Genomic DNA, 14572 nt, shown 5'->3' with positions numbered 1-14572 from the left:
CTATGTCCAAATACTCTTCATCCAAGCCGCCCGGCGGCCCGTATCGATTCATCTACGCACACATGGTGGTTTTTCCTCCCGAAAGCCTCCGTCTGCGGGCGTCCCGTCCCGGTCTTCCATCCAACCTTCCAGGGTCCGGGAAAAACGAACCGCCCGGCCTCGGAAGGCGCGCTGCACACGCCGATCGAAGGTGAGCCGCCCCAGGCACGCGCTGCACACATAGGCGCCCCGTCCCGGCCTGTCCTGGCGCGGGTCCGGAACCACCTCGCCCCGATCGTCCACCGCGAGACGAAGGAGCGACGCCTTGGGCCGGCGGGATCGGCAAACCAGGCAGGTTCTGTAAGGGATGTGACCCGCTCGCCCCACACTCAGTTGCGGCCCTCGTTTTCCGTGGTTTCGGATAACCCGCCCGACTCATCTGTGGGGACATCCGCCGCCGAGGCGTCGTCCTCACGGGAAGGGGCCTCCGCCGTCTCCGCAGGTCCCTGGTCTCCGTAGTCTTCCACTGCCTCTTCGGCATCGGTTTCCGCTTCTTCCCACGACTCCGGGACGGCATCCGCTTCCTCTTCCCACTCGGCGTGGGGGTCGAATCCCGACTCCAGGAGCTCCCTGGCCTGCGCCTGCATGGCGGCCAGTGCCGCTTCCGAAAGATCCGTGAGGGACTGAAGCTCTTCCAGACCGGCCTCGCAAAACTCTTCCAGGGAGGTGATGCCCGCCTCGTAGAGGCGGTCGGCCATTTCTTCGGTCAGGCTGTCGATGTAGAGCAGCGACTGATAGCCCGCTTGCTTTTGGCGTTCATAACGCGACTCGCTCTTCACGTCGATGTGCCATCCGGTGATCCTGGAAGCGAGTCGCACGTTCTGGCCGCGTCTTCCGATGGCCAGGGACAGCTGGTCGTCCGGAACCACCACCTCCATGCTCTTGTTGGCCTGGTCGATGATGACCTTGGTAATGATGGCCGGGGCCAGGGCGTTCACCACGAACTTGGCGGGATCCATGTTCCAGGGAACGATGTCGATCTTTTCTCCCCTCAGCTCCTGGACCACCGCCTGGACACGCGATCCCTTCATGCCCACGCAGGCTCCCACCGGGTCCACGTCCGGGTCGCGGGACACGACGGCGATCTTGGCGCGGGACCCCGGCTCCCGGGCCGCCGCCAGAATGCTCACCGTCCCGTCGGCCACCTCCGGCACCTCCATGCGGAAGAGCTGGATGAGAAAGTCCGGATGGGTGCGGCTCAGGATGATCTGCGGGCCCTTGCTGATCTTCTTCACGTCCAGGATGTAGGCGCGGATGCGGTCGCCCTGACGGTAGATCTCCCGCGGGATCTGTTCTTTGACGGGCAGGATGGCTTCGGCGCGGCCCAGGTTGACGATGATCCCGGAGCGGTCCACCCGCTGGACAATGCCGTTGATGATCTCGCGCTTGCGGTCCTTGTACTCTTCGTACGTGGCCTCCCTTTCGGCATCCTTCATCTTCTGGATGATCACCTGCTTGGCGGACTGGGCGGCGATGCGGCCCAAGGTGTCCGTATCCATGCGAATGCCCAGCTCGTCGCCGATCTGGCTTTCGGGATCCAACGCTTGCGCCTCTTCCAGGGAGATCTCCTTGTCCGGGTCGCTGACCGTCTCCACCACTTCCTTGAAAAGGAAGGCCTCCATTTCCCCGAACTCTTCGTTGAAGCTCACCTCAACGTCGATCTTGGACCCGTAGCGCTTCTTGACGGCCGATTTGACGGCCTCTTCCAAGGTCTCGATCAGAACGGCACGGTCGATCCCCTTTTCACGGCTCACCTGGTCGACCAACCGCTTCAGTGGTTCCCTCTCCATAATCTGTTATCTCCTCAAAATCCTTTCACTGCCCGTCCGGTGCCAGCCCTGTGCACGGTCGCTAAGTGGGAGAACGCTTGGAGCCTTCCTGCGACTCAAAGTAGCGGAGCCGGGCTCTTTCGATATTGTCCAGGGCGATCTCATAGACGTTGCCGTCGCAGTCCATCTGAATGGTCTCCGGACGGGCGTCCACGAGCGTTCCCTTGAAATTTTTTCGCCCTTCGAGCGCCTCACGGGTTCGAACAAAAACGATCATGCCCAGGTGAGCCTGAAAGTGTTCCCACCTGCGCAAGGGCCGGTCCAGCCCGGGGGAGGAGACCTCCAAATGGTAGGGGCCCGAGATGGGATCCTCCACGTCCAGAAGATCGCCCACAACCCGGCTGACCACGGCACAGTCCTCCACCGTGACTCCGTCTTCCCCGTCCACGAAAAGGCGCAGAACCCAGCCCTGACTCTCCCTGCGGTATTCCACTTCAATCAATTCCAAGCCCTCGGCTCGAATCACCGGTGTGGCCAGGGACCAAATGCGCTCAACGATCTGCCGGGACCTGTCTTCCGATGTCTCCATGCCCGTTGAAATGACTCCCGATCCGCCGGCTCGGCTGCAAAAAAAAAGTGGGCAACTTGCCCACTTCCATTAGCAGACGAATGATCAGTGGAGATCCGGCTTCAGTGCAAATGCAAACTGCGTTCACAAAAGACCGTGTTGAACATCGTCATCCACTAATCGAAGTAGGCGTGCGCCGTCGCCGGGCCCGACGCCAACCTCAATAAGGGAAGCCTTCCGCCTCTGGAAGGGTGAGCACCTTGTGGGCTGCTGGAGCGGGCAACGGGACTCGAACCCGCGACCCCAAGCTTGGGAAGCTCGTGCTCTACCAACTGAGCTATGCCCGCCCGTTCGCCACAGCATGCGAAGTGTAATGATGAGCCCCCATGAAGTCAAGGGATAATTGATTTTGCGCCCCATGGGATCCGCTTCTCTTTTGGGGCCCGAGTTGATAGGGATTAAAGAGGCGGGGCGGCGGAGGTGAGAGTGGAGTGACAGGGACGTAAATGGAAGGAAAAATGAAAATCGAAGCGGGGGGATACGAACTGTTGAACCATACGGCGGATGCGGGTTTCCGGGTCCGGGCCCGAAGCCTTGAGGAGCTTTTCCAGGTGGCCGCACATGCTTTCTATGACCTCATGGTGGATCGGGCCACCGTGGAAGAGCGGGAACACAGGGATGTGGTGGTGGATGCATCGGAACTGGACGACCTGTTGGTGGTCTGGCTTTCGGAGCTCTTGTTTCTTTTCGAGACGGAAGGCTTTCTGGGCCGATCCGCACAGGTTTCCCTGGAAAGAGGTGCCGGCTGGACGCTTCATGGGCGGATCGGGGGAGAGGGCCTGGATCCCGATCGCCATGAGGTGCAGTTGGTCTACAAGGCGGTCACCTACCATGGATTGAAAGTGGAAAGACTGGAAGACGGCTGGGAAGCCCAGGTGATCTTTGACGTTTAAGCCTGCGGGTCCCGGAGCGGACCGCAGCGTTGGAGGAGGAATCATGGGTGCAAGAAAGACCTGGAATCTGGAACAAGTGGATCCGTGGCGTTGGAAGATCCGCCGCCACGGGGCCATGAAGACGGACGGCTTGGTCTATGCCACCGAGGAGATGCTTCGAGCGATCCAGGAGGAACAGGCCCTGGAGCAGGTGAGCAACGTGGCTTGTCTTCCCGGGATCGTGGGGTATTCCATGGCCATGCCTGACATCCACTGGGGTTACGGCTTTCCCATCGGAGGGGTGGCCGCCTTCAGCGTGGAGGAGGGCGTGGTCTCCCCGGGAGGCGTGGGCTATGACATCAACTGCGGCGTCCGGCTCATGACCAGCCACCTGACCCTGAAGGAGCTGGGAGGAGAAAGGATCAAGGACCTGGTGTCGGCCCTTTTCACAAACATTCCTTCCGGAGTGGGGTCTTCCAGGAAAGACATGAAGCTCAAGGATGCCGAGCTGGATCGCGTCCTGGAACAGGGGGCGGCCTGGGCGGTGGCCAAAGGCTACGGAGATCCGTCGGACCTGGAAAAGATCGAAGAAGGGGGCTGCATCCCCTGGGCCGACCCGTCCAAGGTGTCTGCCAAGGCCCGGGAACGGGGCCGCTCCCAGCTGGGTACCCTGGGATCGGGAAACCATTTCGTGGAAGTGGGGGTGGTGGAGGAGGTGTACGATCCGGGGGTGGCCGAGGTCTTCGGGCTTCACCCGGGAGGGATCACCGTCTTCGTGCACACCGGGTCCCGCGGGTTGGGCCATCAGGTGTGCGACGACTACATCCGCATTCTCCTCAAAAGTGCCTCCAAGTACGGCATCCACCTTCCCGACAAGCAGCTTTGCTGCGCGCCCGTGGAATCCCGGGAGGGGCGGGACTACCTGGGGGCCATGGGGGCGGCGGCCAATTTCGCCTTCGCCAACCGCCAGATGATCACCCACTGGGTGCGTGAGACCTTCGAGCAGTTCTTCGGCACGTCGGCGGAACGGCTGGGCCTGCGTCTGCTCTACGACGTGTGCCACAACATGGCCAAGATCGAAGAACACACCGTGGAAGGTCGCCTGCGGAAACTGTGCGTCCACCGCAAGGGGGCCACCCGGGCCTTTGCGGCGGGCCACCCGGCGGTGCCCCCTGTCTACAGGGCGGTCGGGCAGCCCGTGCTCATCCCGGGGGACATGGGCCGCTACAGCTACGTCCTGGTGGGGACGGACCGGGCCATGGCGGAGACCTTCGGAAGCACCTGCCACGGGGCGGGCCGCGTGCTCAGCCGCCACCAGGCCATCAAATCCGCCAGGGGGCGGAGCATCGCCAAGGAACTGGAACAACGGGGGGTGTTTGTGACGGCGGCCGGCAAGGCGACCCTGAGCGAGGAGATGCCCGAAGCCTACAAGGACGTGAGCGATGTGGTGGCCGTGGTGCAGGGTGCCGGCATCAGCCGCCCGGTGGCCCGGCTGAAACCCCTGGGAGTCATGAAGGGGTGATGGGTGAGGAGTGACGAGTGATGGGTGACGAGTGACCGGGGGCGGTGGGGACGGAATCAGCTTAGAATCTCCAGGACTTGATAGGTTCTTTCGCCTGCCGGCGTGAAGACGGTCACCTCGTCGCCTTCCGATCGCCCCATGAGGGATCGGCCCACCGGCGACAGGATCGACAAGCGGCCGTTGGCCACGTCGGATTCGTAGGGCCCCACCATCTGAAAGCGGAGGGTCTCTCCCGTCTCCAGGTTTCGGACCACCGTCCAGGTGCCGAACCCCACCACCTTGGAGGTGAACTTGCGACCCACGAAGATTTCGCACTGCGCCAGCTTGGTCTCCAGGTCGTGGATCTTGCGAAGCAGGACGGAATGGTTTTCCCGGGCCAGGAGATATTGCTGGTTGTCGGCCTTGATCCCGAAAAGCCGGGCCTCCTGCAGCTCCTCCAGCACTCTCGGCCTCACCACGCGGCGCAGGTGAAGAAGTTCCGCCGCCAGGTGCCGGTATCCGTTCCGGGTGATGGGGATCTTTTCCATGTCCGGTCCCTCTTACGGGAAAAAGTCCTCGGGCAGTGCTTCCCGGTCCAAGAGACTCTTGAAAAGGCACAGGGCGATGACCGTCTTTCCGTCGGTGATGGTTCCGTCGTGGATCCGGCCCAACACGTCCTCCCACGGGAGCACTTCCACGCGGGAGATCTCGTCCGTGTCCTCCCGCCGGGAGGTTTTCACCAGCCCCGACGCCGCAAAGATGGCGATCTCCTCGTTGGAATAGCCGATGGCCGGATGGTACCGGAAGAGGGGAAGAAACCGCCGGGCCTCGTAGCCTGTTTCTTCCATGAGCTCCCGCTTGGCGCAGGCTTCCACGGACTCGCCGGGATCCACCTTTCCCGCCGGGATTTCCAGGGTTTCCCGTCCGATGGCGTATCGCCACTGGCGGACCAGGATCACGTGCCGGCCGTCGTCCGCGAAGGGCAGGACCGCCGCCGCTTCCGGATGGTCCATGCGAATCCGTTCCGTGATCCGACCGGTCCTCAGACGAACGGCGTCCAGGTAGGCGCTGAAGTGGTTGGCGTGGATGCTCCCCAGGGTGCGGATGCGTTCTTCCATGGCTGCTCCAACAGTCTGAAGTGTCGATGTCGGAGCCAGTAAAACACTATTCGATCGGATGGATCAAGGTCTTGACGGAGAGGGTGGAGCCCGTGGCGCAGCGGACGGTAGAGCCGAAGAATCCTTCGCCCCCACCGTTACCGCCCGCCATCGGCGAAGGCTCCCGCACTGGCCGCCGGCCCGAGGAGGTCCCAGGAGGCTGTCCGAAAACTCCGTGGGTGACCACATTTCTTGTAGCGCAGCCCTTTAGGGCTGCGGAGGACTCCACGGGTGTCAGAGAGGCCATCGGGAATAGTTGTTGTAATCTCAAGAGGGTGCGATGACCCTTTCCAGCGGGGCTAAAGCCCCGCGGCTACGAAGTGAAGGGAAAACCCTTCGCCTCTCGAGCCGGAAAAATATTCACGGACAGGCTCCTAGGAGCCTGTCTGAAAACTCCGCCACCCGTCACTCCCGCGCAAGCGGGAGTTCATAACTTACTGGAAATTCTGGATCCCCGCTCCCCGTTCAAGCCGGGGACAAGCTTCGCGGGGATGACGAATGGACGTTGAACGGCGCAAATCTGCCATTCTCGGACAGGCTCCTAGGCAGCCTCCCGACGGCTTAGAATCCCTCCTCTTCCCAATCGATGGCGCTTCGACCCCCGCCATTCCCCTTGGTCGCACGGCGGGGGAGGGCCGGTGTCGGATCTTCGTCTTTCCCGGTGGATACGGGGTGGGTGTGTACGGCCTCGGATTCGGCCTCCTGGGCCTCTTCGCGTCCAGCCAGAAGCCTTTCCGCCTCCCGGCGGCTTCGGACCAGTTGGAGCAGTTCGAAGACCAGGGCCCGCATCTGTTCCGCCTGCGCGTTCAATTCCTCCGCAGCGGAAGCGGATTCCTCGGAGTTGGCCGCCGTCATCTGAACCGTGCGGTCCATGTCGGCCACCGCCCGGTTGATCTGTTCGATGCCTTCCGCCTGCTCGCCGGAAGCCTGGGCGATCTCCTTTACGAGCTGGGTGATCTTGGCAGTGCTTTGAGTCACCTGGGCGAAGAGGCTGTTCGTTTCTTGCAGTTGATCCGAGCTGTCCTTGATCTGGGCGATGGTCTTGTGCAGCAGATCTCCGGTCTCCTTGGCCGCCTGGGCGGCGCGCATGGCGAGGTTGCGCACCTCTTCGGCCACCACGGCGAACCCCGCCCCGGCTTCTCCCGCCCGCGCCGCCTCCACGGCGGCGTTGAGAGCCAGGAGATTGGTCTGGAAGGCGATCTCGTCGATGGTCTTGATGATCTTCTGGGTCTCTTCGCTGCTGGCGGTCGCGCGGCCCATCTTGACGATCAGCTCGTCCATGGACAGATCCGCCTTGCGGACGATGACCGAAGCGCCGTCCATGAGCTCCGTGGCCTCCCGGGCGTTCTCGGCGTTTTGGCGGGTCATGGCCGCCAGCTCTTCCAGGGCTGACGAGGTCTCCTCCAGGGATGCCGCCTGCCGGGAGGCCCCCTCGGCCAGGGATTGGCTGGCGGAGGAGACTTCGTGGGAGGCGGCGGCCACCTGTTCGGCTCCTTCATTGAGGCCGTCGATCACCCGCGTGAGCGGCAGGGCGATGCGGGTGCTCGTGCGGTAGCCGACCAGTATGGCCACGAGTCCCATGGCCAGGGCGAAGAGGCCGGCAAAGAGATTAAGGCGGTCCAGGGCGCTCTCGGTGGTCAGTTCCATGGTGTCCGCCAGCGCGTAGACCTCCTGAATGGGAAGGGTCGCGGCAATACTGAACAGGTGGTTCCCCAAGTGGATGGGCGCAAAGACCGCCACCTTGCGGATTCCCTGAAAAGTATACTCCCCGTAGCCGGTCTCACCCGTGAGCATCCGGGATCTCACCAATTCCGCCAAGTCCCCGTATTTGTCCTCCGTAAGCCGGATGCCGCTGGTGACATCGTATTGGGGATGGGCCACCGGCCGGCCCTGGGCATCGATCACGAATGGATAACCGCTTTTTCCGTAGGTGTGATCCTGGATCGTTTGCCACACGAGTTCCCAGTTCATGTTGAGCGCGACGGCCCCCCTGAAAACTCCGTGGAGATACACCGGACTCACCACGAGCATTTCCGGCCCCCCTGCAACGCCTTGCTCCAGGAGCCCTCCATGCACCACCCGGCCTTCCTCGATGGTTCGGCACTTGAGGAACCATGGCTGCTTGGAGACATCCTGGAGTTCGTCCGTAAGCGAACCTTGTTGCCATTTGATGAGCTCCAGGCCATGGGCGTCTATGAACCGCACCTGGGTGTAGAGGGGATGGAGACCGCTCTGGGTTTCCAGGAGCGCGTTATCGGCAAAGGCTTGGATGTCCTTCTTTAACAAGTCGAGGGAAATCCGGGCCGCCTCTTCCGTCAGTTCGTCCCAGTAACCGGTGGCACACAGAATCCAGTCCCAATCCTTGAAATAGTTATAGACCACGAACCTTTTGCGCCCCTGGTAGGTGTAAGTAAAGAAACGGTTCCTACCTTCTCTCTTTCGATAGGTGACTTCCTGGAGCTCCGGCAGATTCAGGTCTGTGATGATATTTTTGCCGACCATGGAATTATCCGGGTGGAGCAGGATTTTTCCAGTGGAATTAATAACGAAAACGTGGCCGCTTTCCCCAAAGCGCGTCTCCGTGATGCTCTCTACCAGCTCCCGGCTGTCCTGTTCCTTGACGCCCACGTAAAGCATGCCCACGATTCGGCCCTCCGAGTCCTGCAGGGGCTTGTAGGCGGCCGTGTGCCAGTCGCCGAAAATCTGGATGCGCCCGATATGGGTCTTGCCCTCCAACACATCCTGGATGATAGGGTTGGGAAGGCCGTCCAGTCTGATTGCCGGAAGAAACGTCCCGATGGCCCGCAGACCGTCGGGGGTCGTGATGTTGGTGGCCACGCGCACCATGTCTCCGGCGTCGTTCATCTTTTGAAAGATGGTGCAGGTGCTGCCGATGAGTTCCTTGACGTCATCCACGACCGGAACCCGTTCGGCCATGGATGAGGTGGGGCGAAGAAAGAGACCCCCGATTTCCAGCAGCGGCAACTGGATTGACACCTCTTCACCCGTAAACTGATTCTTGGCTTTCCACGGGAAGGGCAGCGGCGACTTCTGGATGTCTCCGTGGGATCGAAGCAGGTGATCGGCCACGGTCAGGTCGCTCTGGAGTTTTTTGGTGAGCAGCTCCTGCTGCGCTCGGCAGGTATTGAGAACACCCTCCACGACCCGTTCCACTTGACGGCGCGCCAGATCGTTGAGGAGGTCATTCTCTCCGTTTCGGGCGCTCAGGTATCCAAGGGTGTTGGATGAAGCGGCCAAGCTCAGAGCCTCCGATTCCACCCTCTGGATGAGCCCTTGAACGGTTAGCCGGTCGCGTTCCAATCCGATTTGCAATTTACTGACGGCCTCTGCCTTAAGACTCAGGCTGGTTTCGGAGATCAGGGCGCCCATGGAGGATTGGATCTGGTGCGTACTGAAGAGGGAAACCAGGAGTACGGGAATGACAACAAGGCCCATGGACATTACGGTCAATTTGGCTCTAAGGGACAGTCGGTCGGTCATGGGGTGCCTCCTCGGCGGTGCAATCCGTTCGTGACCGGCCCTGTGCGCGCCGGTCCGGTCATGGAGACCACCGGCCAGCGCTCGTCCCCCTCGGGCCGCTGATGCAGGCCGATGGGGTCGGGCGGATCAATGGTGAACCTCAACCGCATCTCTTATTCCATCGTCATCTTTTAGGCGAAACTTGAGGGCTACGATGACCTTCCGGGGGGAAAGGGGGCCGCGAAAACGCACAGCGGCGGAAGAACTTTGTGAAAAATTTCTTGACACGCGGCCTTCTCTTGGGGCATGGTTGTGCAAAATCTCACTCTCTCTGGCTCCCGCGACAGCGACCGCTCCTGCGACAGTGACCCCGGCCACAAGACAACACAGGCAGGTGGTGCATGAGGCGACCGGCGGTTTTTCTGAACCCCACCAAGGATCTTACCCCCGAGGAATCCAACCGTCTTCGTGAGGTCATCGGCAAGCATGCCGGCAAGAAGGGAACGCTTCTTCCGCTTCTCACCGAGGCCCAGGCCGTCTGCGGCAACTGGCTTCCGGCCAATGTGCTGGCCGAGATCGCCGACGCGCTGGATGTGCACCTGAGCTACCTCTACGGCATCGCCACCTTCTACACCATGCTCTCCCTCCAGCCCCGGGGTCGGTTCATCATCCGGGTGTGCGAATCTCCCGCCTGCCACATCCTGGGGGTCGAAAACCTGATCCACGTCCTGGAGGATGTCCTGGGCGTGCGAGAAGGGGAGACCACGCCGGACGGTCTTTTCACCCTGGAACGGTCTTCGTGCCTGGGCGTGTGCGAAGTGGCTCCCGCCATGCAGATCAACGAGGTGGTCTTCGGAAACCTCACCCGGGAGAAGATCCGGAAGGTGATCGACGATTACCGGGCGGGCCGCACGGTGGATTTTCGAAAACTCCCCGGTTCCGGCGGCCGGGTGCGAAAGGACCTGGATGTGCATCGTCGGGCGGTGCTGCTCCACGGCGTGGGCGACGTGGATCCGGAAAGCATCGACGACTACATCCAAATGGGCGGCTACGAGGCCCTGAAGAAGGTGCTTTCGTCCATGGCCCCGGAAGACGTGGTGGAGGAAGTGAAGGAGTCGGGCCTCCGCGGGCGGGGCGGAGCCGGCTTTCCCACAGGACTCAAGTGGTCCTTCACGCTTCCCATCAAGGCGCCGGAAAAGTACGTCATCTGCAATGCCGATGAGGGCGAGCCGGGAACCTTCAAGGACCGCTACATCATGGAAGGAAACCCCCACCGGCTGGTGGAAGGGTTGATCATCGCCGGCTATGCCGTGGGGGCCAACAAGGGGTTCATCTACGTTCGCGGCGAATACTACCTCTCCATGTATCGGCTGCAGAAGGCGGTGGAGCAGGCCCGGGAGCGCGGCTTTCTGGGCGAAAGGATCCTGGGGTCCCGCTTCAGCTTCGACATCGAGATCCGCTCGGGCGCCGGTGCGTACGTGTGCGGCGAGGAAACGGCCCTCATCGAGTCCATCGAGGGGCTGCGGGGAAACCCGCGGGTGAAGCCCCCGTTTCCCGGGGTGCGGGGTCTGTGGGAAAACCCCACCGTGGTGAACAACGTGGAGACCCTGGCCAACGTGCCCGCGATCCTTCGAAACGGCGCCGCCTGGTACCGGTCCTTCGGTACGGAGGATTCCCCGGGCGTGAAGCTCTACCAGATCTGCGGCCACGTGAACGAGCCCCAGATCGTGGAGGCTCCGCTGGGCCTGACCCTTCGCGAGCTCATTGAGCGTTACGGCGGCGGGATGCGCGACGGCATTCCCTTCAAGATGTGCCAGACGGGCGGGGCGTCTTTCGGCTTTTTCACCGCCGAGCATCTGGACACGGTCATGGATTACGCGTCCATGCAGCAGAGAGGCGGGGCGCTGGGTTCGGGCACCATGCTGGTGATGAACGAGCGCACCTGCGTGGTGGACGTGGTTCGAAACATCATGCACTTCTTCCAGCATGAATCGTGCGGATTCTGCACGCCGTGCCGCCGCGGAACCCGGGTCCTCTACGATACGCTCACGCGCATCGCCGCAGGCGAAGGTCGCGAGAGCGACCTGGACCACCTGATCGACCTGGCCCGGACCATGTCGGCCACGGCCAACTGCGCCCTGGCCATGTCGCCCATCTTTTTCGTGAGAACCACCATTGAGCGGCTGAAGGACGAATACCTGGCCCACATCGTGGACAAGGCCTGCCCCCTGGGGGTGTGCCCCGCCTAAAGGAACCGGCTGGAGGTGATTCCATGACCGCCGTCTACATTCCGGCACTCATCTACCTCGCGGTGACCATGGGGGTCATGGCGGTCATCCTTTTTCTTTCGGCCCGCATCGGCCGGCGCCGGGTCACCCGGGAGAAGATGCTCCCTTACGAATGCGGCATGGATCCCCTGGGCACCCTGGAGATCCATTTCCCCATCAAGTTCTACGTGGTGGCCATGATCTTCATCATCTTCGACATCGAGACGGTCTTTCTCTACCCCTGGGCCGTGGTCTTTCGGGATCTGGGATGGTTCGGCTTCGTGGAGATGCTTCTCTTCACCGCGGTGATCCTCATCGGCCTGGTCTATCTCTTCCGCAAGGGGGCCTTGGAATGGGAATAGAAGAGCGAATCCAGAACCAGGTGCTGACGGCCACCCTGGAACGGTTCGTCAACTGGGCCCGGAAGTCGTCCGTGTGGCCCGCCACCTTCGGATTGGCCTGCTGCGCCATCGAGATGATCTGCACGGCGGCCAACCGGTTCGACATCGCCCGATTCGGCATGGAGGCCTTCCGGGCCTCGCCCCGCCAGGCGGACCTCATGATCGTGGCCGGAACGGTCACCAAGAAGATGCTTCCCGCCGTGATCCGCATCTACGAACAGATGCCCGAGCCCAAGTGGGTCATCGCCATGGGCGCGTGCGCCTGTTCCGGGGGGATCTTTCGAAGCTACGCCGTGGTCCAGGGCATCGACCGGCATCTTCCCGTGGACGTGTACATTCCCGGCTGCCCGCCCCGGCCCGAGGCGCTCCTGTACGGCATCCTGAAGCTCCACGAAAAGATCCGCAAGGATCCTTTCCTCACCCGTAAGGAAGGGCCGGTGCGGGTCCCGGCGGATGTGGAAAGGATCGGGGAGGTGCGTTCATGAGCCGTCCGGGAGAGACCCGTTTGTGGGTGGAAGAGGTTCTGGAGGGGCTTCCTGCGGACGCGGTCCTGGAAAGGGGAGTCTTCCGGGACCAGTGGTGGGCGGTGGTGCCCCGGGACCGGCTTCTGGAGGTCATGAAGGAGCTTCGGGACCGGTGGGGGTTTCGGTACCTGAGTGACGTGACGGCGGTGGACTATCTCCCCAAACGCCCCCGATTCCAGCTGGTCTATCACGTGTGGTGCCATGAAAAGTCCGCTCTTTTGCGGGTGAAGACCTGGGCCGAGGGGGATCCGCCCGGCGTGCCCTCCCTCACGCCGCTCTGGAGCGCCGCCGGCTGGCTGGAGCGGGAAGTCTACGATCTTTTCGGCATCCATTTCCAAGGACATCCGGACCTGAGACGGATCCTCCTCCCGCCCGACTGGGAAGGGCATCCGCTGAGAAAGGATTATCCCACGGAAGGGCCCGATTGGGATCTGGACTAGTGTGAAATCGAAATCGGACGATTCTTTGTCATGGACAGGCCTGAAGGGCGGGCGTAAAGCCCGCCCCTACAAGAAGGCACGGACCCCTTGGGTAGGGGCGGGGTTTATCCCCGCCCGCTCATCACGCGGTGTAAGAGACATCCGAAGGAAAAGTCCCTCAGTCAGGTGAAAGAGAACCGGACAAGAGGCGAGATTCGTCCGGTTCTGGCGCAAAGATACGCCGATGGGTGGGGTGTGGGAGCGAAGCGAGGACGGCTTCAACCGTCAGCTTCCCCTCCCTTTGCGGCAACCCGACGGCAGGTCAGTGTGGAAAAGCCCATGAGTCAATACCCGGAACGTCTCATCCTCAATGTGGGGCCCCAGCACCCCAGCACCCACGGCGTGCTCCGCGTGGTGGTGGAACTGGAAGGCGAGGTGGTGGTGCGCTGCACGCCCGATATCGGCTACCTGCACCGGGGCATCGAAAAGCTCATGGAAGCCCGCACGTACCAACAATGCCTGCCGCTCACGGACCGGATCGACTACCTGGCGGGATCGGCCAACAACCTGGGCTTCGTCCTGGCGGTGGAAAAGCTGCTGGGAGTGGAGGTGCCTCCAAGGGCGCGCTACATCCGCGTGATCATCGCCGAAATGACGCGGATCGCCAGCCACCTTTTCTGGCTCGGCACCCACGCCCACGACCTGGGCGCCATGACGCCGCTCTTCTATGCGTTCCGGGAGCGCGAGCAGCTCATGGACCTTTTCGAGGCCGTGGCCGGCGGGCGCCTCTTTCCCTGCTACTTTCGCATCGGCGGCCTGGCCAGGGACCTCCCCGACGGGTGGACCACGGAAGTTCGCGAATTCTGCCGGACCTTCCCGGATAAGATGAAGGACTACGAAACGCTCCTCACCCGCAATCCCATCTGGATCCGGCGCACCAGGGACGTGGGGGTGCTCACCGTGGACGAGGTGCTGGATTACGGGCTGAGCGGGCCGGTGGCGCGGGGTTCCGGCATCGCCTGGGACGTTCGCCGGGCGGATCCCTACTGCGGGTATGAGGAGTTCGATTTCGTGGTGCCCGTGGGGCAAAACGGCGACACCTACGATCGGTATCTGGTCCGCCTGGAGGAGATGCGCCAGAGCTGCCGGATCATCGAGCAGGCCTTGGATCGGCTGCCCGAAGGGGATATCGCGGTGGACGATCCCACCATCACCTATCCCAAGAAGACGGACGTCTACACCAGGATCGAATCCCTCATTCAGCACTTCCTGCTGGTGGAGGAAGGCATCCGGGTGCCGGAAGGGGAGGTGTTTCACCACACGGAAGCCCCCAAGGGCGAGCTGGCCTTCTTCATCGTGAGCGACGGCACGTCCAGGCCTTTCCGCGTGCGGGCCCGCACCCCCAGCTTCGTGAACCTGCAGGTGCTGAGCAAGCTGGCCGAAGGGCGTCTGCTGGCGGACCTGATCGCCCTCATTGGAACCATTGATATTGTCCTGGCGGATGTGGATCGATAG

At 62.2% G+C, this 14572-nt stretch carries 13 protein-coding genes and 1 tRNA gene; 7 read left to right on the top strand and 7 right to left on the bottom strand.

Annotated elements, in window-relative coordinates; all coding sequences use genetic code 11:
- Nucleotides 1–48: 48 nt before the first annotated feature.
- The 4 genes from BUB04_RS03150 to BUB04_RS03135 all read right to left on the bottom strand — a co-directional run bounded on the left by BUB04_RS03150 (nucleotide 49) and on the right by BUB04_RS03135 (nucleotide 2723).
- Entirely contained in the window at nucleotides 49–366 is a 318-nt protein-coding gene (locus BUB04_RS03150) for a YlxR family protein (protein ID WP_073036877.1), read from the bottom strand.
- Nucleotides 367–368: 2 nt separating this feature from the next.
- Nucleotides 369–1829: a transcription termination factor NusA gene (gene nusA / locus BUB04_RS03145; protein WP_073036874.1), complete on the bottom strand. Its 1461-nt coding sequence runs from the start codon at nucleotides 1827–1829 to the stop codon at nucleotides 369–371.
- 61 nt (nucleotides 1830–1890) lie between these two features.
- A complete protein-coding gene (gene rimP, locus BUB04_RS03140) occupies nucleotides 1891–2397 on the bottom strand; it encodes a ribosome maturation factor RimP (protein ID WP_073036873.1) in 507 nt (168 codons plus the stop codon).
- 250 nt (nucleotides 2398–2647) lie between these two features.
- A tRNA-Gly gene (locus BUB04_RS03135) sits at nucleotides 2648–2723 on the bottom strand.
- Between the two features lie 171 nt (nucleotides 2724–2894).
- Between BUB04_RS03135 and BUB04_RS03130 the strand changes: the two genes are divergently transcribed.
- Nucleotides 2895–3329, top strand: coding sequence for an archease (locus tag BUB04_RS03130; RefSeq protein WP_073036871.1), 435 nt, complete (start codon nucleotides 2895–2897; stop codon nucleotides 3327–3329).
- 43 nt (nucleotides 3330–3372) lie between these two features.
- On the top strand, nucleotides 3373–4830 hold the full coding sequence (locus BUB04_RS03125) for an RtcB family protein (protein WP_073036869.1): 1458 nt from the start codon (nucleotides 3373–3375) through the stop codon (nucleotides 4828–4830).
- A 56-nt stretch (nucleotides 4831–4886) separates the two neighbouring features.
- On the opposite strand, the gene BUB04_RS03120 is transcribed toward BUB04_RS03125, so the two are convergent.
- From BUB04_RS03120 to BUB04_RS03110, 3 genes are all read right to left on the bottom strand, one after another.
- The gene (locus tag BUB04_RS03120) at nucleotides 4887–5357 is read right to left on the bottom strand and encodes a GreA/GreB family elongation factor (RefSeq protein ID WP_073036867.1); all 471 of its coding nucleotides are present in this window, start codon (nucleotides 5355–5357) and stop codon (nucleotides 4887–4889) included.
- Between the two features lie 12 nt (nucleotides 5358–5369).
- The gene (locus BUB04_RS03115) at nucleotides 5370–5927 is read right to left on the bottom strand and encodes an NUDIX hydrolase (protein WP_073036865.1); all 558 of its coding nucleotides are present in this window, start codon (nucleotides 5925–5927) and stop codon (nucleotides 5370–5372) included.
- Between the two features lie 600 nt (nucleotides 5928–6527).
- Nucleotides 6528–9467: a Cache 3/Cache 2 fusion domain-containing protein gene (locus BUB04_RS03110; protein ID WP_073036863.1), complete on the bottom strand. Its 2940-nt coding sequence runs from the start codon at nucleotides 9465–9467 to the stop codon at nucleotides 6528–6530.
- Between the two features lie 380 nt (nucleotides 9468–9847).
- Between BUB04_RS03110 and nuoF the strand changes: the two genes are divergently transcribed.
- From nuoF to nuoD, 5 genes are all read left to right on the top strand, one after another.
- A complete protein-coding gene (nuoF, locus tag BUB04_RS03105) occupies nucleotides 9848–11695 on the top strand; it encodes an NADH-quinone oxidoreductase subunit NuoF (protein WP_073036861.1) in 1848 nt (615 codons plus the stop codon).
- Nucleotides 11696–11718: 23 nt separating this feature from the next.
- Nucleotides 11719–12075 carry an NADH-quinone oxidoreductase subunit A gene (locus BUB04_RS03100; protein ID WP_073036859.1) on the top strand — a complete coding sequence of 119 codons (357 nt, stop codon included), beginning with the start codon at nucleotides 11719–11721 and terminating at the stop codon, nucleotides 12073–12075.
- Complete coding sequence (locus BUB04_RS03095) at nucleotides 12066–12599, top strand: NADH-quinone oxidoreductase subunit B (protein ID WP_073036857.1); 534 nt, start codon at nucleotides 12066–12068, stop codon at nucleotides 12597–12599. Before BUB04_RS03100 ends, BUB04_RS03095 begins: the two co-directional genes overlap by 10 nt.
- Nucleotides 12596–13078, top strand: a complete 483-nt coding sequence (locus BUB04_RS03090) for an NADH-quinone oxidoreductase subunit C (protein ID WP_073036855.1) — start codon at nucleotides 12596–12598, stop codon at nucleotides 13076–13078. Before BUB04_RS03095 ends, BUB04_RS03090 begins: the two co-directional genes overlap by 4 nt.
- Nucleotides 13079–13396: 318 nt before the next feature.
- On the top strand, nucleotides 13397–14572 hold the full coding sequence (nuoD, locus tag BUB04_RS03085; RefSeq protein WP_073036854.1) for an NADH dehydrogenase (quinone) subunit D: 1176 nt from the start codon (nucleotides 13397–13399) through the stop codon (nucleotides 14570–14572).

Source organism: Desulfacinum infernum DSM 9756, from assembly GCF_900129305.1.
Lineage (GTDB): Bacteria > Desulfobacterota > Syntrophobacteria > Syntrophobacterales > DSM-9756 > Desulfacinum > Desulfacinum infernum.
The sequence above is the reverse complement of the archived record's forward strand: the minus strand, read 5'-3'. Positions and strand labels throughout refer to the sequence as shown.